General features: G+C 67.1%; 19 protein-coding genes. 10 read left to right on the forward strand and 9 right to left on the reverse strand.

The window, feature by feature from the left end; all coding sequences use genetic code 11:
* Positions 1–13: 13 nt before the first annotated feature.
* The 3 genes from N5D45_RS18240 to N5D45_RS18250 are packed head-to-tail and all read right to left on the reverse strand — an operon-like array spanning position 14 to position 3361.
* Positions 14–1312, reverse strand: coding sequence for an ABC transporter permease (locus tag N5D45_RS18240; protein ID WP_279939421.1), 1299 nt, complete (start codon positions 1310–1312; stop codon positions 14–16).
* A gap of 10 nt (positions 1313–1322) precedes the next feature.
* A complete protein-coding gene (locus N5D45_RS18245) occupies positions 1323–2048 on the reverse strand; it encodes an ATP-binding cassette domain-containing protein (protein WP_010481339.1) in 726 nt (241 codons plus the stop codon).
* Between the two features lie 35 nt (positions 2049–2083).
* The gene (locus N5D45_RS18250; RefSeq protein ID WP_019338855.1) at positions 2084–3361 is read right to left on the reverse strand and encodes an efflux RND transporter periplasmic adaptor subunit; all 1278 of its coding nucleotides are present in this window, start codon (positions 3359–3361) and stop codon (positions 2084–2086) included.
* Positions 3362–3564: 203 nt separating this feature from the next.
* On the opposite strand from N5D45_RS18250, the gene glmS reads away from it, so the two are divergent.
* Positions 3565–5403, forward strand: coding sequence for a glutamine--fructose-6-phosphate transaminase (isomerizing) (gene glmS / locus N5D45_RS18255; RefSeq protein WP_279939422.1), 1839 nt, complete (start codon positions 3565–3567; stop codon positions 5401–5403).
* 445 nt (positions 5404–5848) lie between these two features.
* Positions 5849–6280, forward strand: coding sequence for a CBS domain-containing protein (locus N5D45_RS18260; protein WP_279939423.1), 432 nt, complete (start codon positions 5849–5851; stop codon positions 6278–6280).
* Positions 6281–6347: 67 nt separating this feature from the next.
* On the opposite strand, the gene N5D45_RS18265 is transcribed toward N5D45_RS18260, so the two are convergent.
* Together N5D45_RS18265 and gloA are read right to left on the reverse strand one after the other, a co-directional pair.
* The gene (locus tag N5D45_RS18265) at positions 6348–6776 is read right to left on the reverse strand and encodes a VOC family protein (RefSeq protein WP_049404183.1); all 429 of its coding nucleotides are present in this window, start codon (positions 6774–6776) and stop codon (positions 6348–6350) included.
* Between the two features lie 124 nt (positions 6777–6900).
* Positions 6901–7419: a lactoylglutathione lyase gene (gene gloA, locus N5D45_RS18270; protein WP_057503091.1), complete on the reverse strand. Its 519-nt coding sequence runs from the start codon at positions 7417–7419 to the stop codon at positions 6901–6903.
* Between the two features lie 125 nt (positions 7420–7544).
* Here gloA and N5D45_RS18275 point away from each other — a divergent pair, with 125 nt between their 5' ends.
* Positions 7545–8657 carry a PLP-dependent cysteine synthase family protein gene (locus tag N5D45_RS18275; protein ID WP_279939424.1) on the forward strand — a complete coding sequence of 371 codons (1113 nt, stop codon included), beginning with the start codon at positions 7545–7547 and terminating at the stop codon, positions 8655–8657.
* A gap of 48 nt (positions 8658–8705) precedes the next feature.
* Here N5D45_RS18275 and N5D45_RS18280 read toward each other — a convergent pair whose 3' ends face one another.
* Positions 8706–9110, reverse strand: coding sequence for a hypothetical protein (locus tag N5D45_RS18280; RefSeq protein WP_010481352.1), 405 nt, complete (start codon positions 9108–9110; stop codon positions 8706–8708).
* 170 nt (positions 9111–9280) lie between these two features.
* Between N5D45_RS18280 and N5D45_RS18285 the strand changes: the two genes are divergently transcribed.
* Positions 9281–11311 (forward strand): M3 family metallopeptidase, encoded by a 2031-nt coding sequence (locus tag N5D45_RS18285; protein WP_279939425.1) that lies wholly within the window; start codon positions 9281–9283, stop codon positions 11309–11311.
* Between the two features lie 82 nt (positions 11312–11393).
* Here the strand turns inward: N5D45_RS18285 and N5D45_RS18290 are convergent, their stop codons facing one another.
* Both N5D45_RS18290 and N5D45_RS18295 read right to left on the reverse strand, forming a co-directional pair.
* The gene (locus N5D45_RS18290; RefSeq protein WP_279939426.1) at positions 11394–12197 is read right to left on the reverse strand and encodes an SDR family oxidoreductase; all 804 of its coding nucleotides are present in this window, start codon (positions 12195–12197) and stop codon (positions 11394–11396) included.
* Positions 12194–12760, reverse strand: coding sequence for a DUF1415 domain-containing protein (locus tag N5D45_RS18295; protein ID WP_029379749.1), 567 nt, complete (start codon positions 12758–12760; stop codon positions 12194–12196). The genes N5D45_RS18290 and N5D45_RS18295 overlap by 4 nt, the downstream gene beginning before the upstream one ends.
* 193 nt (positions 12761–12953) lie before the next feature.
* Here N5D45_RS18295 and N5D45_RS18300 point away from each other — a divergent pair, with 193 nt between their 5' ends.
* The 3 genes from N5D45_RS18300 to N5D45_RS18310 all read left to right on the forward strand — a co-directional run bounded on the left by N5D45_RS18300 (position 12954) and on the right by N5D45_RS18310 (position 17000).
* Positions 12954–14420: a benzaldehyde dehydrogenase gene (locus N5D45_RS18300; RefSeq protein ID WP_279939427.1), complete on the forward strand. Its 1467-nt coding sequence runs from the start codon at positions 12954–12956 to the stop codon at positions 14418–14420.
* 17 nt (positions 14421–14437) lie between these two features.
* The gene (locus tag N5D45_RS18305; RefSeq protein WP_043401040.1) at positions 14438–15565 is read left to right on the forward strand and encodes an NAD(P)-dependent alcohol dehydrogenase; all 1128 of its coding nucleotides are present in this window, start codon (positions 14438–14440) and stop codon (positions 15563–15565) included.
* Between the two features lie 340 nt (positions 15566–15905).
* Complete coding sequence (locus N5D45_RS18310; protein ID WP_231298678.1) at positions 15906–17000, forward strand: helix-turn-helix domain-containing protein; 1095 nt, start codon at positions 15906–15908, stop codon at positions 16998–17000.
* Between the two features lie 35 nt (positions 17001–17035).
* Here N5D45_RS18310 and N5D45_RS18315 read toward each other — a convergent pair whose 3' ends face one another.
* Complete coding sequence (locus N5D45_RS18315; RefSeq protein ID WP_010481366.1) at positions 17036–17518, reverse strand: YajQ family cyclic di-GMP-binding protein; 483 nt, start codon at positions 17516–17518, stop codon at positions 17036–17038.
* 90 nt (positions 17519–17608) lie between these two features.
* Here N5D45_RS18315 and N5D45_RS18320 point away from each other — a divergent pair, with 90 nt between their 5' ends.
* The 3 genes from N5D45_RS18320 to N5D45_RS18330 all read left to right on the forward strand — a co-directional run.
* Positions 17609–18505, forward strand: coding sequence for a DMT family transporter (locus N5D45_RS18320; protein ID WP_010481368.1), 897 nt, complete (start codon positions 17609–17611; stop codon positions 18503–18505).
* Between the two features lie 185 nt (positions 18506–18690).
* Entirely contained in the window at positions 18691–19698 is a 1008-nt protein-coding gene (locus N5D45_RS18325; protein WP_010481369.1) for a methionine ABC transporter ATP-binding protein, read from the forward strand.
* The coding region (locus N5D45_RS18330; protein ID WP_279939429.1) for an ABC transporter permease at positions 19695–20351 on the forward strand (657 nt) is incomplete at its 3' end. The genes N5D45_RS18325 and N5D45_RS18330, both read left to right, overlap by 4 nt.

A 20351-nucleotide genomic window follows, 5' to 3' on the forward strand; every position in this document is an offset into this window, starting at 1 on the left:
CTCGTTCGGGTGCTTACTGCGACTTGAGCTGGATGGCCGGGGTGACCTGCATCGCACGCCAGGCTGGCAGGAAACCGGCGGCGACGCTGGCGAGCAGGGTCAGGCCCAGTGCGAGCAGCAGCATGTTGCCGTCCAGGTGGGCCAGCTTGGCGTATTCCACCGGTTGCTGGCGCACCGCGAACAGGCCGAGCAGGGCCAGGCCGATACCCAGCACGCCACCGACCACGCCGACCGCACCTGCTTCCACCAGGCATTGCAGGAAGATCTGGCCGCGGCTGGCACCGAGCGCGCGGCGTACGCCGATCTCACCGCTGCGACGCAGGAACTTGGCCAGCAGCAGGCCCACCGTGTTGACCAGGCAGACACCGAGGAAGCCCAGTGCCAGCCACAGCTGCAGGCGCACGTCGCTGGGCACTGCGCCATTGAAGTCCAGCCACTCCATCACGGTGCGCAGGCGCACGTTCGGCGGGTGTTTGAAGCGGCCGGCCTCGCGCTGCTGGGTCGAATAGTTCTCCAGGTAGCGGCGGTAGTCGCCAGCCTTGGCCGGGTCCATCTCCACCCAGTACTGCAGCCACGCGCACGGTGCGTTGAGCGAATAGCTGTTGCCGTCGGGATTCTCGCCGAAGCAGTTCATGTTGCCGTTGCTGCCCAGCTTCAGGTCGAAGGAGGTGGAGATCGGCAGCAGCAGGTCTTCGTTCTTGCCGTAGCTGCCAGTGGTCAGGTCGTAGAAGTGCGGCTCTGGGCTCCATTCCTTCATCACGCCGACGATGCGGTAGCTCTGGCCTTCCATGCGCAGGTCGCGGCCCACGCTGTTGGCGCCCTGGTACAGCTTGTCATTGAGCGCCTTGGAGATGACCACCACGCGCGCACGGCCTTCATCGTCCTCGCGCGTCCAGGGGCGGCCGTACTGCATGGGCACCTCGAACATCGGGAAGAAGTCGGCCGAGGTCCAGCGGGTGTCGATGCTGAAGGGCTTGAGGGTGCTGTTGTCCGGTTCGATGGTGCCGCCGCCGCCGCTCATCAGCGCCTGGCGCTCGCCCTTGGCTTCGCGCAGCAGGGCTTCACCGTCGAAGCGGGTCAGCTGGGTTTCCGGCTCCTCGCCGGCGACGTAGGCGCCGGTCGCGGCGTCAAGCTGGACGTAGAACAGGCGGTCGCTCTTGCCGGGAATCGGGTCACCGGACAGCACGTGGAACACGGTCAGGGTGGTCATCGAGGCGCCGATGCCGAGCGCGATGGCAACCACCATCAGCGCGGTCAGGACCTTGTTGCGGCGGAAGCTGCGCACCGCCAGTCGGGCGTAGTAGGCGAACATGGTGGGGCCCTCACTCGTTGACGGCGACGATGTGGCGCGGCGGCGTGACCAGCACCGGCTCGCGCACCAGATCGGTGACCTGGCCATCAACGATGTGCACGTTGCGCTGCGCGCGCGCGGCCAGTTCCGGATCGTGGGTGACCATCACGATGGTGGTGCCGGCAGCGTTGATCTCCTCCAGCAGCTCCATCACGCCGCGGGCCATCTGCGTGTCCAGGTTGCCGGTCGGTTCGTCGGCCAGCAGCAGGCGCGGGCTGCCTGCCAGGGCACGTGCGATCGCCGCGCGCTGCTGCTGGCCGCCGGACAGCTCGTTCGGGTAGTGCTTCATGCGCGAGCCGAGGCCGACCTGGGTCAGCGCCTTCTCGATGCGTTCGCGGCGCTCGTTGGCGCTCATCTTGCGATAGCGCAGCGGCACGTCGACGTTGTCGAACAGGTTCAGGTCGGGGATCAGGTTGAAGCCCTGGAAGATGAAGCCGATCTTCTGGTTGCGCAGGCGGCTGCGGGCGTCGTCGCCCAGCGTGCTCACGTCCTGGCCGTCCAGCATGTAGGTGCCACTGGTGAAGGTTTCCAGCAGGCCGGCGATGTTGAGGAAGGTGGTCTTGCCGGAGCCTGACGGGCCGGTGACCGCGACGAACTCACCTTCCTTGACCTGCAGTTCCAGTGAGCGCAGTGCGTGGGTTTCCACCTGTTCGGTGCGGAAGACCTTGGCGACCGAACGCATTTCGAGCATGTACATGGGGTGTCCTCTCTCCAGGATTCAGGGTTCAGGTATCAGTTGACGGAGACGCGTTCGGCGTCCTTGAACAGGTCGCTGCCGGAGACCACGATGCGGTCGCCCGGCTGCACACCCGACTTGATTTCCACTTCGCCCAGGCTGCTGACGCCCAGTTCGACCGGACGGCGCACGGCGGTGCGGCCATCCATCACGTAGGCCACGCCGTTGCCCTGTTCGACGAACGGACCGCGCTCGACCTTCAGCACGTTCTTGCGGGTATCGAGCAGCACGCGCACCGACATCCGCTGGCTCTGGCGCAGGCCTTCCGGCTGCGCGCTGGCGAAGCGCACGCGGGCATTGACCTCGCCATTGACCACTTCCGGCGACACCGCGCTGATCTCACCCGGGAACGGCTGGCCATTGCCGCCGGTCAGCTGTGCCGGCATGCCGATCGCCAGGTCGCGGGCGAAGCTTTCCGGCACCTTGATCTCGACCTCGAACTTGGACAGATCGACCACGCCCAGCACCGGCGCATTGGCGGCCAGGTTGGTGGACTGGACGGCCTGCACCTGGCCGACCTGGCCATCGAACGGGGCGCGCAGGGTCAGCGCATCGACCTGGCGCTGCACCTCGGCCACCACGGCCTTCTGGCGGTCGGCCAGCAGGCGCTTGTTGCGGGCATCCAGGTCGGCGCCCTGGCTTTGCAGGCGTGCGTCGGTGGTGGCGTTGGCCAGGGTGATGTCGGCCTTCTTCAGCGAGTCCTTGGCTTTGGCCAGATCGATCTGCGGCACCGCACCGCCGTCGTAACCGCGCTGGTAGCGCTGCAGGTCGCGGTCGGCGGCCTGCCGCTCGATGGTGGCCTGGTCGGTTTCCTTGCGCGACTTGGCGCGGGCCAGGGTGGCGTCCAGCGCGGCGCGGCTGGCCTCGGCTTCCAGGCCGGCCAGGGTGGCCTGTTCCTGGGCCAGCTTGCTGCGCAGTTCCGGGCTGTCGATGATGGCCAGCTCCTGGCCCTTCTTCACCACATCGCCGGCGACCACCTTCAGGTCCACGGTACCGGCCGAGATGGCGTACAGGATCGGGCTGTTGGCGGCGATCACGCGGCCGTCGGCGGCGATGTCGCGGACCAGGTCGCCGCGCTTCACTTCGGCGATGCGCACGCGGCTGCTGTCGAAGGAGCGGCTGGCGTTGGACCAGGCGTGCACGGCCCAGCCGATGCCGGCGAGCAGCACGATGGCGCCCAGTGCCGGCCAGCGGTAGCGCTGCCAGTTGGCGCGGGTGGTGCCGGCCGGGGCGGAGGAAACGATCTGGTCCTGTGCGGAAGTGTCGCGGATCATCGGGTGCGTGCCTGACGGTGGTAGCCAGTACCAAGCACGTAGCGTGCCAAGTTTATTTCCTTTCAGGTCAATGAGTTGGGCGGCGTGCTGAAGTGTCCGGGTGTCCGCGGACACCTTTCCGGACACTTTCATTAAGCGGACAGGAGGGGGAGTGCGGGCCCGCAGGCTAGAATGCGCTGATCGTCTTCAAGGAAACGCGTGACATGTGTGGAATCGTGGGTGCGATCGCTGATCGCGACGTAGTGCCGGTGCTGATCGAGGGTCTGAAGCGCCTTGAGTACCGTGGCTACGATTCCTCGGGCATCGCGGTGATCGACCAGGGTGAGCGCCGCGATGTGCGTCGTGTGCGTCGTACCGGTCGTGTGTCGGAAATGGCCACTGCGGCCGAGGCCGAGGGCTTCAACGCGGTGCTGGGCATCGGCCACACCCGCTGGGCCACCCATGGCGGTGTCACCGAGGCCAACGCGCATCCGCACATCAGCCACGGCGTGGCGCTGGTGCACAACGGCATCATCGAGAACCACGAAGAGCAGCGCGAGAAACTGCGCGCGCTGGGCTACACCTTCGAGTCGCAGACCGACACCGAAGTCATCGCGCACCTGATCCACCATCACCTGAAGGACGGCGACGACCTGCTGGTGGCGCTGCAGCACACGGTGAAGGAACTGACCGGCGCCTACGCGCTGGCCGTGGTCAGCCGTGCCGAGCCGGAGCGCTTCGTCTGTGCGCGCATGGGCTGCCCGCTGCTGGTCGGCCTGGGCGAGGGTGAGAACTTCGTCGCCTCCGACGTCTCGGCGGTTATCTCGGCCACGCGCAAGGTGATCTTCCTGGAGGAAGGCGACACCGCCGAAATCCGCCGTGACGGCGTGCGCATCTTCGATGAGCATGACCAGCCCATCGAGCGCGACGTGCATCTGTCCGATGTGTCGTTGGCTTCGCTGGAGCTGGGCCCGTACCGCCACTTCATGCAGAAGGAAATCCACGAGCAGCCGCGCGCGCTGGGCGACACCATCGAAGCGGCGATCGACGCCGGTGGTTTCCCGGCCGAGCTGTTCGGCAAGAACGCCGAAGCCGTGCTGTCGGGCATTGAAGGCGTGCAGATCATCGCCTGCGGTACCAGCTATTACTCCGGCCTGACCGCGCGCTACTGGATCGAGGCCATCGCCGGCCTGCCGTGCAGCGTGGAAATCGCCAGCGAATACCGCTATCGCGCGGCCTATGCGAACCCCAAGCATCTGATCGTGACCATCTCGCAGTCCGGCGAAACGCTGGATACGATGGAAGCGCTGAAGTACGCCAAGTCGCTGGGCCACACGCACACGCTGTCGATCTGCAACGTGCCGGAAAGTGCGATTCCGCGCGCCAGCGAACTGGTCTGCTACACCCGCGCCGGCGCCGAGATCGGCGTGGCCTCGACCAAGGCCTTCACCACCCAGCTGGCCGCGCTGTTCCAGCTGACCGTGGTGCTGGGCAAGCTGCATGGCCGCATCGACGCCGCGCAGGAAGCGGACTACCTGGAGCAGCTGCGCTTCCTGCCGGGCAGCGTGCAGCACGCGCTGAACATGGAGCCGCAGATCGCTGCCTGGGCCGAGCGTTTCGCGCGCAAGAGCAGCGCATTGTTCCTGGGCCGCGGCCTGCATTACCCGATCGCGCTGGAAGGCGCGCTCAAGCTCAAGGAAATCTCCTACATCCATGCCGAGGCCTACCCGGCGGGTGAGCTGAAGCACGGCCCGCTGGCGCTGGTGGATGAGGACATGCCGGTGGTGGTGATCGCCCCCAACGACAGCCTGCTGGAGAAGGTGAAGTCGAACATGCAGGAAGTGCGCGCCCGTGGTGGCGAGCTGTTCGTGTTCGCTGACCAGGACAGCAACTTCAATGAGTCCGAAGGCGTGCACGTGATCCGCACGCCGCGCCATGCCGGCGTGCTCAGCCCGATCGTGCACACCATCCCGGTGCAGCTGCTGGCCTACCACACCGCGCTGGCACGCGGCACCGACGTGGACAAGCCGCGCAACCTGGCCAAGAGCGTGACGGTGGAGTAAAGCACTCCCGGCGCTTTTGGATGCTGTATGCGAAAGGGGCCTGCGTGGCCCCTTTCGTTTGCGTCGGTAGCCGTGGAAAGTGGGACAGCCGCCGCGCGCTTTGTCCGCCTTCGGCAGGGCGCACTCAATCTTTAACGCGTGGCACCGCCAGTATTCAGCGGCGGTTTCAGCCGCGGTGCCATTCTCTGGATCGTCAGTTGGTTCCCACGACGAACTGTCCCATCGATGCCGGTAGTGACCGATGGTCGCAGTCGTAGAATCACTTTGACCGAGGGCCGGGTTGCGCCGTTGAGCCCACCTCGTTCGCGTTGCAGCACATCGTCTGCCGATCCATTCCAAGTGGCAGCCGGGTGCGCCAGACGTGCGCTGAAAGGTCTGTTCCCGGGGAGGGGGCGTATCGGAAGAGCACACTTTTTGACTTAGTGACCTGCACCAGGAAACAAGAATGAACGTCCGCGAACTCCTGCAATCCAAGAAAGAAGCTGTCATCACCATCGACGCCGAAGACACCATCGGTGCCGCCGCCCACAAGATGAGCGCGAACAGGATCGCTGCGCTGGTGGTGATGAAGGACGATGCCCCGGTCGGCATCATTTCCGAAAAGGACATCGTGCGTACCCTGGCCGACGACGGCCCGCAGGCCGGCCGCCGGGTGATTTCCAGCGTGCCGACCACCGGCCTGGAAGGTATCGCGCCGGAGGCCACCCTGAAGCAGGCCATGTCGTTGATGACGTACTCGCGGCGCCGTCATCTGATGGTCACTGAAGGCGCCCGACTGGTCGGCATCCTCAGCCTGGGCGATATCGTGAAGAACCTGTTGGGCGAGCTGGAACTGGAAAAGGCCGTGCTGCAGGACATCTACATGGCGGCGCACTGAGGGCTGGATCCTTGGACGCAGAGAAGCCGGGCATTGCCCGGCTTCTTCGTTCACGGCATCGGTGAAATCAGAAAGTGACCTTCACCGAGTCGGCGCTGTAGTTGGCTGGGCCGTGGTAGACCACTTCAATGTTGTTGCCATCGGGGTCGAGCACGAACGCGCCGTAGTAGCCCGGATGGTAGGGGCGTTCGCCCGGTGCACCGTTGTCGGTGCCGCCGGCGGCGATGGCTGCAGTGTGGAAGGCATCAACGGTGGCGCTGTCGCGCGCTTGGAACGCCAGGTGGTGGCGGCCGGTCAGCTGGCCGGCGGCAGCCTCGCTGCTGGCGCTGGAAATGAACAGCTCATCGGCCCAGAAGTAATCATCGCCTTCGCCGGCGATTGGAATGCCGATCGTATCGAACACCGCCTGATAGAAGCGGCGGCTGGCGGCCAGGTCACGCACCACCAGCTGGATGTGGTCGATCAATCGCCCACGGTGCAGTTCCATCGTTTCCATACGAACCTCGTAAAAAAGGGGACGGAGTCGGTAGCGCCGGGCCGTGCCCGGCGAGCGCGCAGCGCGGCCTGCTCAAGGCCGCCGGGCATGGCCCGGCGCTACCGGAATTGTGCCCCTTTCCGGGTCAGACGTTGGCGATGATCTCGACCCAGTAGCCGTCCGGGTCCTTGATGAAGGCCAGGTTCTTCATGCGGCCGTCGGTCAGGCGCTTCTGGAAGGTCACGCCCAGGTCCTCGAAGCGCTGGCAGGCGGCCTCGATGTCCGGCACCGACACGCAGATGTGGCCGAAGCCGCGCGGGTCGCTGTTGCCGTCGTGGTAGACCGCACCGTCCTGGGTCTCGGTGCCGTGGTTGTGGGTCAGCTCCAGCACGCCCGGCAGGCCGGCCATCCACAGGCGGCGCTGGGCATCGTCTTCCGGCACCACCGTACCGGCCGGTACGTAGGCCAGGAAGTACAGGCTGAACTGCGCGTCCGGGAAGTCGCGCTTGTCGATCAGCTGGTAGCCGAGCACGCGGGTGTAGAAGTCCAGCGAGGCGGTGATGTCCTTGACCCGCAGCATGGTGTGGTTGAACACGAAGCCGGTGGTTTCGGCCGGGGCCTGGGCGGCGACGCCGGGGACATCGCGCAGGGCGGGAATGGTCATGGGGGAGGTCCTTCAGACAGGGCCGTTGCAGGCCGGATGGGGTCATTCTACCGGCCGTCACCTGACGGCACCGCGACGTACAATGGGCGGATCGCACCGTTCCGTCCTGACAACGATTGCCCGCCATGTCGCAGCGTGAATGGGTGGCCGCCGCCATCCGCAAGATTGAAGCCGATTTCAACCGCTCCGCCGATACCCACCTGATCCCGCTGGCGCTGCCCGGGTTCGAGGGCATCGATGTGTACCTGAAGGATGAGTCGAGCCATCCCACCGGCAGCCTCAAGCACCGGCTGGCGCGCTCGCTGTTCCTGTATGCGCTGGCCAATGGCTGGCTGCGCGAAGGGCGACCGGTGATCGAAGCGTCCAGCGGCTCGACGGCGGTGTCCGAAGCCTATTTCGCGCGCCTGCTCGGCCTGCCGTTCATTGCAGTGATCCCGGCCACCACCTCGCCTGAAAAGATCGCCGCGATCGAGTTCCAAGGCGGCCGCTGCCACCTGGTCGAACGTGCCTGTGACCTCAACTGTGATTCGGAAAAGCTGGCCCGTGAAACCGGTGGCCACTTCATGGACCAGTTCACCTACGCTGAGCGCGCGACCGACTGGCGTGCCAACAACAACATCGCCGAGTCCATCTTCAAGCAGATGGCCGAAGAGCCCAGCCCGGTTCCGGAATGGATCGTGTGCAGCCCCGGCACCGGCGGTACCGCCGCCACCCTGGGCCGCTATGTCAGCTACCGCCGCCACGATACCCGCATCCTGTGCGCGGACCCGGAAGTGTCGGTGTTCTTCGACGGCTACCGGGCCGCCGTGGCCGGTGGACAGGACTGGCGCGACCTGACCTGCAGTGGTGGTTCGCGCGTGGAGGGCATCGGCCGGCCACGGGTGGAGCCGAGCTTCATCCCGACCAGCGTCGATGCGATGGTCAAGATACCCGACGCGCTGAGCCTGGCTGCAATGCGCCATGTCAGCCGCCAGCTCGGCCGCCGCGTCGGTGGCTCCACCGGCACCAACTTCATCGGCGTGCTGCAGGCCGCGCAATGGATGCGCGAGGCGGGCCACCAGGGCAGCATCGTCAGCATCCTGTGCGACAGCGGCGAACGCTACGCGCAGAGCTATTACGACCCGGCGTGGTACCTGCGCCAGGGCATCGATGTCGACGGCGCCGATGCACAGCTGGCCGCGGCGGTGGCCGGGCAGGGGTTGCCCGAGCTGCCGTGGTGCAGCCTGGAAGCGCTGTAGCATGGACGACGCTCTCGCCGGGCCACGCCCGGCGATCACGAGGGCGTCTCAATACCCCGCCGCGGTGAACGCATCCAGCACCGCATCACGCAGCGCATCGGGCAAGGCCTCGATGTCCATCGCGCGATCATCCAGGTGCAGGCTCGGGTCCAGCATGCTGGCGCGGCCTTGGGCCAGCGCCTGCAGCCACAGCAGCACGCAGATCACGAACTCGCGCTCATGGCCCAGCCGCAGCTGGCTGGCGCCGCGTTCGATCACTTCGAACGGGTACCACTCCTGGGCATCGCTGAACGTGCCGCCCTGCTGCAGCACAGCCTGCAATTGCTGCAGGTGACGCGGGGCGTCGTCGTCGGCATCGCACAATGCGGCGATCCAGGTCAGTTCGGCCGGGCTGGCGGACAATGCCAGTGACCGGGCCGGTGAGGCGGATGCAACTGCAGCCAGACCTTCCATGTAGGGCCTCGTTCGGTGCGTACCGCTGCGGACTCCCCCGCAGCCAGAGCTTCGAACCGCGACCGTAAGGCCGACGTGAATACCGGGCCGCGCCCCCTTGTCAGCCCCGCCTGCCAGCGCCATATCTACTGGGTTGCCCGCCTGCCGGGCCCGTACCCTGGAGATCTGCCGTGACCGTTGCCAACCCCCTGCTCGATTTTTCCGGCCTGCCGCGCTTCGAGGCCATCCGCCCCGAGCACGTGGCGCCGGCGCTGGACGTGCTGCTGGCCGCGGCCGAAGCCGCCGTCAGCGCGGCCGAGCAGGTGCAGCCGGTCACCTGGCAGACCTTCGTTGCCCCGCTGGACGATGCCACCGAGCGGCTGTGGCGTGCCTGGGGCCTGGTCGGCCACCTGCAGGGCGTGGTCAACACCCCGGAACTGCGTGAGGCCTACAACAGCAACCTGCCACGGGTGACCCGCTTCGCCAGCGCGCTGGGCCAGAACCTGGCGTTGTACCGGCAGTACCAGACACTGGCCGACAGCCCGGAAGCCGCAGGCTTTGACGAATCCCAGCGCAAGGTGCTGGACAACACCCTGCGCGATTTCCGCCTCGGTGGTGCCGAGCTGGCGCCGGAGGCGCAGCAGCGCTTCGCGGCGATCAAGGAGGAGCTGTCGGCACTGTCGGCGAAGTTCTCGCAGAACGTGCTGGACGCTACCGATGCGTGGTCGCTGATCATCGAGGACGAAGCGCGACTGAAGGGCCTGCCGGAAGATGTGAAGGCCGCCGCGCATGCCGCAGCACAGAAGGATGGCAAGGCCGGCTGGAAACTGACCCTGCAGATGCCGTGCTACCTGCCGGTGCAGACCTGGGGCGAGGACCGCGACCTGCGCGAGATCCTGTACCGCGCCAGTGCGCAGCGTGCGTCCGAATTCGGCGACGACGCGCTGGACAACAGCGGCAACATCGACCGCATCCTGGCCCTGCGCGCGGAACTGGCCGCGCTGCTCGGCTTCGGTTCGTATGGTGATTATTCGGTGGCGACCAAGATGGCGCAGGACCCGGCCGAAGTGCTCGGTTTCCTGCGTGACCTCGCCGCGCGCGCCAAACCGTTCGCGGCCAAGGACCGTGCCGAGCTGGAGCAGTTCGCGCGCGAGCAACTGGGTATCGGGCAGCTGCAGGCCTGGGACCTGGCGTTCGCCGCCGATCGCCTGAAGCAGGCGCGTTACAGCTATTCCGAGCAGGAAGTGAAGCAGTATTTCACCGAACCGAAGGTGCTGGGCGGCCTGTTCTCGGTGATCGAGCAGCTGTACGGCCTGCGTGTGCAGGAGGACAGCGCGCCAGTGTGGCACGAGGATGTGCGCTTCTTCCGTCTGGTCGATGCGCAGGGCGCACTGGTTGGCCAGTTCTACCTGGACCTGTACGCGCGCGAAGGCAAGCGCGGTGGCGCGTGGATGGATGATTGCCGCAACCGCCGCGTGCGCGCGGACGGCAGTGTGCAGACGCCGCTGGTCTACCTGGTGTGCAACTTCGGTCGCGGTGCCAATGGCAAGCCGGCTACCTTCAGCCACAACGAAGTGACCACGCTGTTCCATGAGATGGGCCATGGCCTGCACCAGCTGCTGACCCGCATCGGCGAGCTGGGCGTGGCCGGCATCAACGGCGTGGAGTGGGACGCGGTCGAGCTGCCGAGCCAGTTCATGGAGAACTTCTGCTGGGAATGGGAGCACCTTCAGGCGATGACCGCGCATGTGGACAGTGGCGAGCCGCTGCCACGCGCGCTGTACGAACGCATGCTGGCTGCACGCAACTTCCATAGCGGCATGGCGACCGTGCGCCAGCTGGAGTTCGGCCTGTTCGACATGCTGCTGCACAGCCAGTTCGAACCGGCGCAGGACAGCGTGCTGGCGCTGCTTGATCGGGTGCGCGCGGAGGTAGCGGTGAACCATCCGCCGGCCTGGAACCGCTTCCCGCACCAGTTCAGCCACATCTTCGCGGGGGGCTATGCGGCCGGCTACTACAGCTACAAGTGGGCCGAGGTGCTGAGCGCCGATGCCTACGCCGCGTTCGAGGAAGCGCCGCAGGCGCTCGCGGAAACCGGTGCACGCTTCCGCGATGAGATCCTGTCGCGGGGTGGCAGCCGCCCGGCGGCGGAGAACTTCAAGGCCTTCCGCGGCCGCGCACCGCAGATCGACGCGCTGCTGCGCCATTCGGGCATGGCGTAAACCGCTCTGGTAGGTGCCAACCTTGGTTGGCACTTCCTGGCAATGGTGCGGACCAAGGTCCGCGCCCACCGGAAAGCGGTGCTTATTCGGCGTAGATCATCTTCCGGGTCATGCCGCCGTCGACGACGAAGTCCTGGCCGGTGGTGAAGCCGGACAGTGACGACAGCAGGTACACCGCCAGCGCGCCGATGTCCTCGGGCTGGCCGACCCGGCCGACCGGGTGCTGCGCATGGTCGATGGCCGAGTACTCAGGCTCATGGCGCCGTGAGGGTGCCTGCCACGCAGTGGTGCCGATCCAGCCAGGGCTGATGCTGTTCACCCGCACCGCCGGGCCGCTGCTGATCGCCAGCGCATGGGTAAAGGCCACCAGTCCGCCCTTGGCCGCGGCATAGGCTTCGCTATGTGCTTCGGATTGCCAGGCGCGGGTGGAGGCGATGTTGATGATCGCACCGGCAGCGCTGGCGGTCAGCGCGGGCAATGCATGCTTGCTGCACAGGAACGCGCCGTGCAGCGAGGACAGCCGGCGCTGCCACTCATCCCACGCCATGTCCTGCAGCCGCGTGCCGTGCGGGCCGGCGATGCCCGCGTTGTTGACCAGTCCGTCGATGCGGCCGAAACGCTGCAGCGCCACGGCGATGAAGTCGCGCACGCTGGCTTCGTCGGTGATGTCCAGGTGCTGGAACGCGGCGTCATCACCGCGCTGCCATTCCGCCAGGCACGCCTCGCCGGCCTCCATGTCCAGGTCGCCGATCAGCACGCGGCCCCCGGCACCGAGCACGGCCTGGGCGATGCCGCGGCCGATGCCGTTGGCGCCGCCGGTGATCAGCGCCACCTTGCCCGACAGCGGCGCGACCGGCCATGCGGCAATCGGCGGCACGCGGCTCATGACAGGTCGTCGCCACGCAGGCGGCGATGCCAGCCGTCCACGCCGATGCGGTCCAGGGTCTGGATGTTGCGCTCGACGATCACGTCCGGGTCCGGATAGACGTCCACCGCGCGTGCCACGCTGTCCTCGCGCAGCAGGTGCAGGGTGGGGAAGGGCGCACGGTTGGTGTAGTTGCTGGCGTCGTTGGCGGCCACGCCTTCAAACTGGTAGTCCGGATGGAAGCTCGCCACCTGCAGGATGCCCTGCAGGTCCAGCGCTTCGATTGCCGCGTCGGCGTTGTCGAGGAAATCGTTGTAGTCGAGGAAGTCGGTCAGCACCTGCGGATGCACGATCAGCGTCGTGTCGATCTGCTCGGCCGGCGTATCGCGCAGCAGCACCAGCTCCTCGGCCAGCTGTTCGACCAGCGCTTCGGGCGTGGTCGCATCACTGAGCACGAAACGGACCTGGTCCTTCACGTACACCGCCTTGGCGAACGGGCACAGGTTCAGGCCGATGACGATGCGCTCCAGCCACAGGCGGGTGGCGGCGATCGGGTCATCGGTGGGCAGGTGGGTGTCGGTCATGGCGGGCACGTCGGCTGGCGGGGCGGACATTGTAGGCAGTGTGCCGCTGCCGCGCTGTTCACTGTGCAGGAACTGGACAGTCGCCATGCTGGAAATTCCCGCCGATTCAAGCCCTTGCGGGCGACCGCTGGATGGCCGATTGCCTGTCGCGGACGGCGGGCGTGGAATGGACGCACGACACAGGAGGACACCCATGACTGCATCTTCTCCGTGGCTGCCGGATGCCCTTTGGGCCGGCGCCTTCTTCGATGGTCACTGGCAGGCGGCCGAGCAACGGCAGCCGGTGATCGAGCCGGCCACTGGCAACACCCTCGGCGAAATCGGCCTGGCCGACCCGGCGCAGGTAGCGCGTTCGGCGGCGGCCGCTGCACAGGCGCAACAGGCGTGGGCGTCAGCGCCTTACGAGCAGCGCGCGGAGGTGCTGCGCAACGCGGCACGCCTGGCCGAGGAACACATCGACACCCTTGTGGAGTGGCTGGTGCGCGAAAGCGGCTCGACACGGCTCAAGGCCGGCTTCGAAGCGAAGGTGACGATCAAGGCGCTGCACGAAGCTGCGGCGCTACCGTCGCGCAGCACCGGCGAGATCCTGCCCTCCGAGCCGGGTCGGCTGAACCTGGCGCGACGCCGGCCGCTGGGCGTGGTCGGCGTCATCTCGCCCTTCAACTTCCCGCTTTACCTGGCCATGCGCGCGGCGGCGCCGGCCATCGCGCTGGGCAATGCCGTGGTGCTCAAGCCGGACCCGCGCACGGCGGTGTGTGGTGGCGCGGTCATCGCACGCCTGTTCGAACTGGCCGGGCTGCCGGCGGGGGTGCTGCACATGCTGCCCGGCGATGGCGCGGCCGGGGCCGCACTGACCAGTGACCCGCACGTGGCGATGATCCAGTTCACCGGTTCCACCGCCGCTGGACGCAAGGTCGGCGAAGCGGCGGGCAGGCACCTGAAGAAGGTCTCGCTGGAGCTGGGCGGCAAGAACTCGCTGATCATTCTCGACGATGCCGACCTCGACCTGGCGGTGGCCAACACCGCGTGGGGTGTCTATCTGCACCAGGGCCAGATCTGCATGGCGACTGGCCGCGTGCTGGTGCATCGGAAGATCCATGCTGCGTTCCTGCAGAAGCTGGTGGCCAAGGCCAATTCGCTGAAGGTGGGCGACCCGGCGCGCGAAGACGTGGCGATCGGCCCGCTGATCAATGCTGGCCAGCGTGACCACGCCACGCGCGTGGTCGAACTGGCGGTGCAGGCCGGTGCCTCGCTGGAGGCGGGCGGTACCCATCGCGATCTGTTCTTCGCACCGACCGTGCTTGGCAACGTCTCTGCCGACAATCCGGCGTTCAACGAGGAGATCTTCGCACCGGTGGCGGTGGTGGTGCCGTTCGACGATGACGAGGATGCCGTGCGCCTGGCCAACGACAGCGAGTACGGGCTGTCGATGGCCATCGTGTCCAGCAATGTCGGGCGCGCGCTGAAACTCGGTGAGCGCCTGCGCACCGGCCTGCTGCATATCAACGACCAGACCGTGAACGACGAAGTGATCAACCCGTTCGGCGGCGTCGGTGCGTCCGGCAACGGCACCAGCATCGGTGGCCCCGCCAACGGGGAAGAGTTCACCCAGTGGCAGTGGTTGACCGTCAAGGGCGAAGCGCCCGCTTACCCGATCTGATTGAAGGAGCCATCACGATGAACGACAAGACCACAACCCACGAGATCACCGCCGCCGTGGTCCGCGGCAAAGAACAGCCCTTCGTCATCGAGCAGGCCCGGCTGCGTGGCCCACAGGACGACGAGGTATTGGTGAAGGTGGTGGCGACGGGCCTGTGCCACACCGACCTGATCGTGCGCGACCAGTACTACCCGGTGCCGCTGCCGGCAGTGCTCGGCCATGAGGGGGCTGGCATCGTTGAGGCGGTGGGCCCGAACGTGCGCGACCTCAAGGTGGGCGACCATGTGGTGCTGACCTATGGCGCCTGCGGTCACTGCAATCCCTGCCGGGGCGGCCACGGTGCCTACTGCAAGGACTTCTTTGCGCTGAACTTTGGTGGCGACGATGGCCACGGCCATACCGCGATCACCGATGCGCAGGGGCAGCCGCTGCACGACCATTTCTTCGCGCAGTCTTCGTTTGCCACCTTCGCCATCGCGCGCGAGATCAACGCGATCAAGGTACCCGACGATGCGCCGCTGGAACTGCTGGGCCCGCTGGGCTGCGGCATCCAGACCGGTGCCGGTGCGGTGCTCAATTCGCTGCAGGTGCGCTCGGGCAGCAGTTTCGCCAGCTACGGTGCCGGCGCGGTGGGCCTGAGTGCGGTGATGGCGGCGAAGGTGGCCGGTGCCACCACCATCATCGCCATCGACGTAGTGCCCTCGCGGCTGGAGCTCGCGCTGGAACTGGGCGCCACCCACGTGGTGAACAGCCGCGAGACCGACGTGATCGAGGCCGTACGCGCGATCACCGGCGGTGGTGCGGACTTCGCGCTGGAATCGACCGGTCGCCCCGAGGTGCTGTCGGCGGGTATCGAGGCGCTGGGCGGCTTGGGCATGATGGGCGTGGTCGGCGCACCGAAGCTGGGCACCACCGCCAGTTTCGATGTGAACAACCTGCTGCTCGGTGGTCGCAGCATCCGCGGCATCGTGGAAGGCGACAGCGTGCCGCAGGTGTTCATTCCGCAGCTGGTCACGCTGTTCCTGCAGGGCCGCTTCCCGTTCGACAAGCTGGTGAAGTTCTACCCGCTGGAACAGATCAACCAGGCGGCGGAGGACAGTACGAAGGGAATCACGCTCAAGCCGATCCTGCGCATCGCAGCGTAAGGGTGGGGAGGGTTTGCAGGGCTGCGCCCTGCACCCGCCGAAGCAACGTCCACGGCAACGGCAAAAGCGGGCATTCCGTGGGATGGCGGGGTGGGCCCGGTTGCGGGGGACGCCGTAAACCCTTCCCTGGGGGCTTGGCAGCCGCATCCATGCGGCTGACACCCCCGCAACCGGACCCACCCCGCCTTCGACAGGTTCCCGCCGCTGTTGGTCGGCACGGGGTCGGATCCGTTTTCCAAAGGAAAACGCCTCTGACCCCGTGTTTGAACCGTTGGCGGAAACATTCCGTTGTCGGAACGTAACGTGGCGTTGCCGCTGGCGGGTGTACGCTGCGTCCATGATGGCCACGACAGTCGGGCAACAGCAGTTGGTGGCGGCACGTGCCGCTTTTGCCGAGGGCGATGCGGGTTCACTGGGCGTGTTGCCGCTCCCACTGCAGCAGTCATGGCTGCGTTCACGCGCGGCAGGCCTGTTGCCCGGGCAGGAGCCGGACTACCGTCCGTTGCTCGGCGATGGCCGGCATCTTTCCGATCCCGGCGACCGCCGGCTGGCGCGCTGCGTGCGGCCGGAGCTGGAACAGTTGTGGGCCGCCTTTGGTGGGCGTGGCTGGACGATGTTCTGCGCCAATCGCGAAGGCGTGGTGATCGCGCAACAGGCCCATGGCCTGGAAGATGCGCCCCTGCTGCGACCGATCCAGGTCGGTCGGCGACTGGGGGAGACGGAGATCGGTACTACCGCCCCGGCGGTGAGCCTGGCTGACGATGTGCCGGCGCTGGTACGCGGCAACGAGCACTACCTGCAGCGCTTTGCGCCGGTGTTCTGCCTCAGCGAGCCGCTGCATGATCTTGAGGGGCAGGTATGCGGGGTGATCGATATCACCGGCCTGGGTGAGCGCGATCCCTCGTTGCTGCAGGGCTACTTCCGGCAGGCCGCGCTGGCCAGCGAGAACCGGTTGTTCCACGCGCTTGCCGACGTGCACCTGCTGGCGCTGCAGCATGATCCGCGCTGGCTGGCGTCGCCATTGCAGGGGCTGCTGGCGGTGCAGGAGGATGGCCAGCTGCGCGCGGCCAACCGTGTTGCGCGGCGCCTGCTGGGCCTGCCGCGTCGGGGGCCATTGCCGTTGTTGAACCTGGAAAGCGTGTTTGCCGGCGCCAGTGCCGCGCAGCGGCGGCGCCTGCTGCAACCCGGGGCGCCGCATCGGGTGCGGGTAGGCGAGGGCAGTGCGGTTTACCTGCAGCACCTGCAGGCGCCGCGCAAGGTCGCTGGCCGCAGCGCGCAAAGCCCTCCAGCGGCGACGATGAATACACCGCTGCTGCGTGATCAGCAGCGTGAAGCGGCGCGCCGTGCGGCGCAGGCGGCGGACGGCAATCTGAGCCTGGCCGCTCGCCAGCTGGGCATCTCGCGCACTACGCTGTACAAGCTGCTGCGCGGTTGACGTTGCAGTCCGCCGGGCCATGCCCGGCGGGCAGATCAATCGCGGAAATTGTTGAACTGCAGCGGCAGCTCGAACTTGCCTGCCTTGAGTACGGCAATGGCGTCCTGCAGGTCGTCGCGCTTCTTGCCCTGCACGCGCAGCTTGTCGCCGTTGATCTGGCTTTCGACCTTCAGCTTGGCTTCCTTCAGCGCGGCAGCGATCTTCTTGGCGATCTTCTGCTCGATGCCCTGCTTGACGGTGATCTTCTGCCGGGCCTGGGCCAGGTTGGTCTCGATGTCGCCGAACTCCAGGCTGAGCACATCGATACCGCGCGCGGCCAGGCGGGCACGCAGGATGTCGTTCATCTGCTTGAGCTGGAACTCGGTCGGCGCAGTCTGGTTGATGACATCGCCATCGCGCTCGAACTTGGCGTCCACGCCCTTGAAGTCGAAGCGGGTGGCCAGTTCGCGGTTGGCCTGGTCGATGGCGTTGGTCAGCTCGTGGGTGTCGACTTCGGACACGACGTCGAAGGAAGGCATGGGCGGGCTCCGCGGAATTCAGTGGCTGCCATTCTATCGCGGCGCCCATGCCCGGCGCCCGGCGGGGCGCGCGGTCGGCGATAATGGGCCATGAACGTGCAACGCTCCCCTTCGCGCGCGGTGGCCTGGATGGTCGCGGCGGTCGCCTGTTTCTCGCTGATGGACGCTGGCATGAAGCAGCTGTCGGCCAGCTATCCCACGCTGGAAGTGACTTTCCTGCGTGGTGCGGCCTCGTTGCCGTTCGTGCTGGTGTGGGTGCTGGTCAGCGCCGGCCCGCGCTCGCTGATCCCGCGCCGCTGGGGCCTGCACCTGCTGCGTGGCGGGCTGGGCATGGCGATGATCGGCTGCTTCGTGTTCGCCCTGCGCGACCTGCCGCTGTCCACCGCCTACACCATCTATTTCGTCGCCCCGTTGTTGATCGCTGCACTCTCGGTGCCGCTGCTCGGTGAACGGGTCGGGCCGCGGCGCTGGGTTGCCATCGGCATCGGCCTGGTGGGCGTGCTGGTGGTGCTGCGGCCGGGCGTGGATGGCTTCATCTCGGTACCGGGGCTGATGGTGCTTGCTGCGGCCACCGCCTATGCCGTGGCAGCGATCACGGTCAGCCTGCTGACCCGCACCGATACCTCGCAGTCGATGGTGGTCTGGTTCCTGGTGATCATGGCCATCGGTGCCGGGCTGCTGTCCATTCCCGGTTGGGTGCCGCTGCAGCTGGCACATGCCCCGCTGATCGCCGGCATGGGACTGGCCGGGGCACTGGGCCAGATCGCCCTGACCAAGGCCTTCCAGCTGGGCGAGGCCTCGATGATCGCGCCGCTGGAGTACAGCGGGCTGGTCTGGGTGATTGGCTGGGACCTGGCCTTCTGGGGCCAGCTGCCTGATGGCTATACCTGGGTGGGCGCGGCGATCATCGTGGCTTCGGGGCTGTACCTGCTGCACCGCGAGCGGGTGAACCGGCAGGAGCCGCCGAAGCCGCTGGATCACCCCTGAGCCGGTTGGGCCAGGATCCGACCCCGGGGTCGGGTCCTCACAGGGGCCCTAACCCCAGCCAATGCGTCGGCGCGGGCGACTTAGAACCAAAAGGAATAACATTCTGGCCCATGGCGCGGGCGCGCGACCGCCTGCGCTGGTAGGCTGCACGCCCCCTTCCGTCACCCAGCCGGTGAGCCACGCCCGTGATCGAGTTCCAGCGCCTGCACAAATCCTATGCCGTTGCCGGCCGCGAAGTCAGCGCGCTGCAACCGTTGGACCTGACCATCGAGGCCGGTGAGGTCTTCGGCATCATCGGCCATTCCGGCGCCGGCAAGTCGACCCTGATCCGCATGATCAACCGCCTGGAAGAGCCCAGCGGTGGTCGCCTGCTGATCGGTGGCGAGGATGTCACCGCACTGGATGCGGACGGCCTGCGCGCACTGCGCCGGCGCATCGGCATGATCTTCCAGCACTTCAACCTGCTGTCCTCGCGCACGGTGGCCGGCAATGTCGCCTTCCCGCTGGAGCTGGCCGGCACGCCGAAGGCGGAGATCGACGCGCGCGTGGCCGAGTTGCTGCAGACCGTGGGCCTGGAGGCGCACGCGCAGAAGTACCCGGCGCAGCTGTCCGGTGGCCAGAAGCAGCGCGTCGGCATCGCCCGCGCGCTGGCGACCCGCCCGCAGATCCTGCTGTGCGATGAGGCGACCAGTGCGCTCGACCCGCAGACCACGGCCTCGGTGCTGTCGCTGCTGTCGAAGATCAATCGCGAGCTGGGCCTGACCATCGTGCTGATCACCCACGAGATGGATGTGATCCGCCGTGTGTGCGACCGCGTGGCCGTGCTCGACGCCGGCCAGATGGTCGAGACCGGGCCGGTCACCCGCGTGTTCCTGCACCCGCAGCACCCGACCACGCGCCGTTTCGTCAGTGAATCGGAGCATGTGGACGAGGGCGCGCTGCACCGCGATTTCGACGTGGTCGGCGGCCGCATCGTGCGCCTGACCTTCCTCGGCGGCGACACCTACGAACCCCTGCTTGGCAGCGTCGCGCGCCAGACCGGGGTCGACTACAACATCCTGTCCGGCCGTATCGACCGGATCAAGGACACCCCGTATGGCCAGCTGGTGGTCGCCCTGGTGGGCGGCGACCAGTCCGCCGCGCAGGCCGCGTTCGTGGCCGCCGGCGTGCATGTTGAGGAGCTGCGTCGATGATCATCGCTACTGCCGGCGGCTTCTTCCGTCACCTGGATGCGGGCAAGTGGGCCGACATCGGCCAGGCCACCATCGACACCCTGCTGATGCTGCTCGGTTCGCTGCCGCTGACCCTGGCCATCGGCCTGCCCCTGGGCGTGCTGCTGTATCTGTTCGGCGCGCCGCAGATGAAGCGCCGGCCGTTCGCCTATGGCGTGCTGGCGCTGGTGGTGAACCTGCTGCGCTCGGTGCCTTTCATCATCCTGATGATCGTGCTGATTCCGGTCACGCTGTTCCTGATGGGGACGTCGCTGGGTGTACGCGGTGCGATCGTGCCGCTGGTGATCGGTGCTGCACCGTTCTATGCGCGCCTGGTCGAGACCGCGCTGCGTGAAGTCGACCGGGGCGTGATCGAGGCGACCCAGGCGATGGGTGCCACCACCTGGCAGCTGGTCACCCGCGTGCTGCTGCCCGAAGCGCGCCCCGGCCTGATTGCCGGTGCGACGGTCACCACGGTAGCGCTGATTGGTTTCACCGCGATGGGCGGTGCGATCGGCTCCGGTGGCCTTGGCGACCTGGCCTTCCGCGACGGCTACCAGCGCTCGCACACCGATGTGGCCCTGGTCACCGTGGTCCTGCTGCTGATCCTGGTGCAGCTGCTGCAGATGCTCGGC

Origin of the sequence: Stenotrophomonas sp. GD03819, assembly GCF_029841665.1 — a bacterium.
Taxonomy (GTDB): Bacteria; Pseudomonadota; Gammaproteobacteria; order Xanthomonadales; family Xanthomonadaceae; genus Stenotrophomonas; species Stenotrophomonas geniculata.

Coding starts and splice junctions, on each gene's coding strand:
- N5D45_RS18245 (WP_010481339.1), bottom strand. CDS start 2,048: ATGTACATGCTCGAAATGCGTTCGGTCGCCAAGGTCTTCCGCACCGAA.
- N5D45_RS18315 (WP_010481366.1), bottom strand. CDS start 17,518: ATGCCTTCCTTCGACGTCGTGTCCGAAGTCGACACCCACGAGCTGACC.
- N5D45_RS18275 (WP_279939424.1), top strand. CDS start 7,545: ATGTCGCAGCGTGAATGGGTGGCCGCCGCCATCCGCAAGATTGAAGCC.
- glmS (WP_279939422.1), top strand. CDS start 3,565: ATGTGTGGAATCGTGGGTGCGATCGCTGATCGCGACGTAGTGCCGGTG.
- N5D45_RS18295 (WP_029379749.1), bottom strand. CDS start 12,760: ATGACCGACACCCACCTGCCCACCGATGACCCGATCGCCGCCACCCGC.
- N5D45_RS18320 (WP_010481368.1), top strand. CDS start 17,609: ATGAACGTGCAACGCTCCCCTTCGCGCGCGGTGGCCTGGATGGTCGCG.
- N5D45_RS18260 (WP_279939423.1), top strand. CDS start 5,849: ATGAACGTCCGCGAACTCCTGCAATCCAAGAAAGAAGCTGTCATCACC.
- N5D45_RS18305 (WP_043401040.1), top strand. CDS start 14,438: ATGAACGACAAGACCACAACCCACGAGATCACCGCCGCCGTGGTCCGC.
- N5D45_RS18265 (WP_049404183.1), bottom strand. CDS start 6,776: ATGGAAACGATGGAACTGCACCGTGGGCGATTGATCGACCACATCCAG.
- N5D45_RS18300 (WP_279939427.1), top strand. CDS start 12,954: ATGACTGCATCTTCTCCGTGGCTGCCGGATGCCCTTTGGGCCGGCGCC.
- gloA (WP_057503091.1), bottom strand. CDS start 7,419: ATGACCATTCCCGCCCTGCGCGATGTCCCCGGCGTCGCCGCCCAGGCC.
- N5D45_RS18280 (WP_010481352.1), bottom strand. CDS start 9,110: ATGGAAGGTCTGGCTGCAGTTGCATCCGCCTCACCGGCCCGGTCACTG.
- N5D45_RS18290 (WP_279939426.1), bottom strand. CDS start 12,197: ATGAGCCGCGTGCCGCCGATTGCCGCATGGCCGGTCGCGCCGCTGTCG.
- N5D45_RS18250 (WP_019338855.1), bottom strand. CDS start 3,361: ATGATCCGCGACACTTCCGCACAGGACCAGATCGTTTCCTCCGCCCCG.
- N5D45_RS18310 (WP_231298678.1), top strand. CDS start 15,906: ATGGCCACGACAGTCGGGCAACAGCAGTTGGTGGCGGCACGTGCCGCT.
- N5D45_RS18240 (WP_279939421.1), bottom strand. CDS start 1,312: ATGTTCGCCTACTACGCCCGACTGGCGGTGCGCAGCTTCCGCCGCAAC.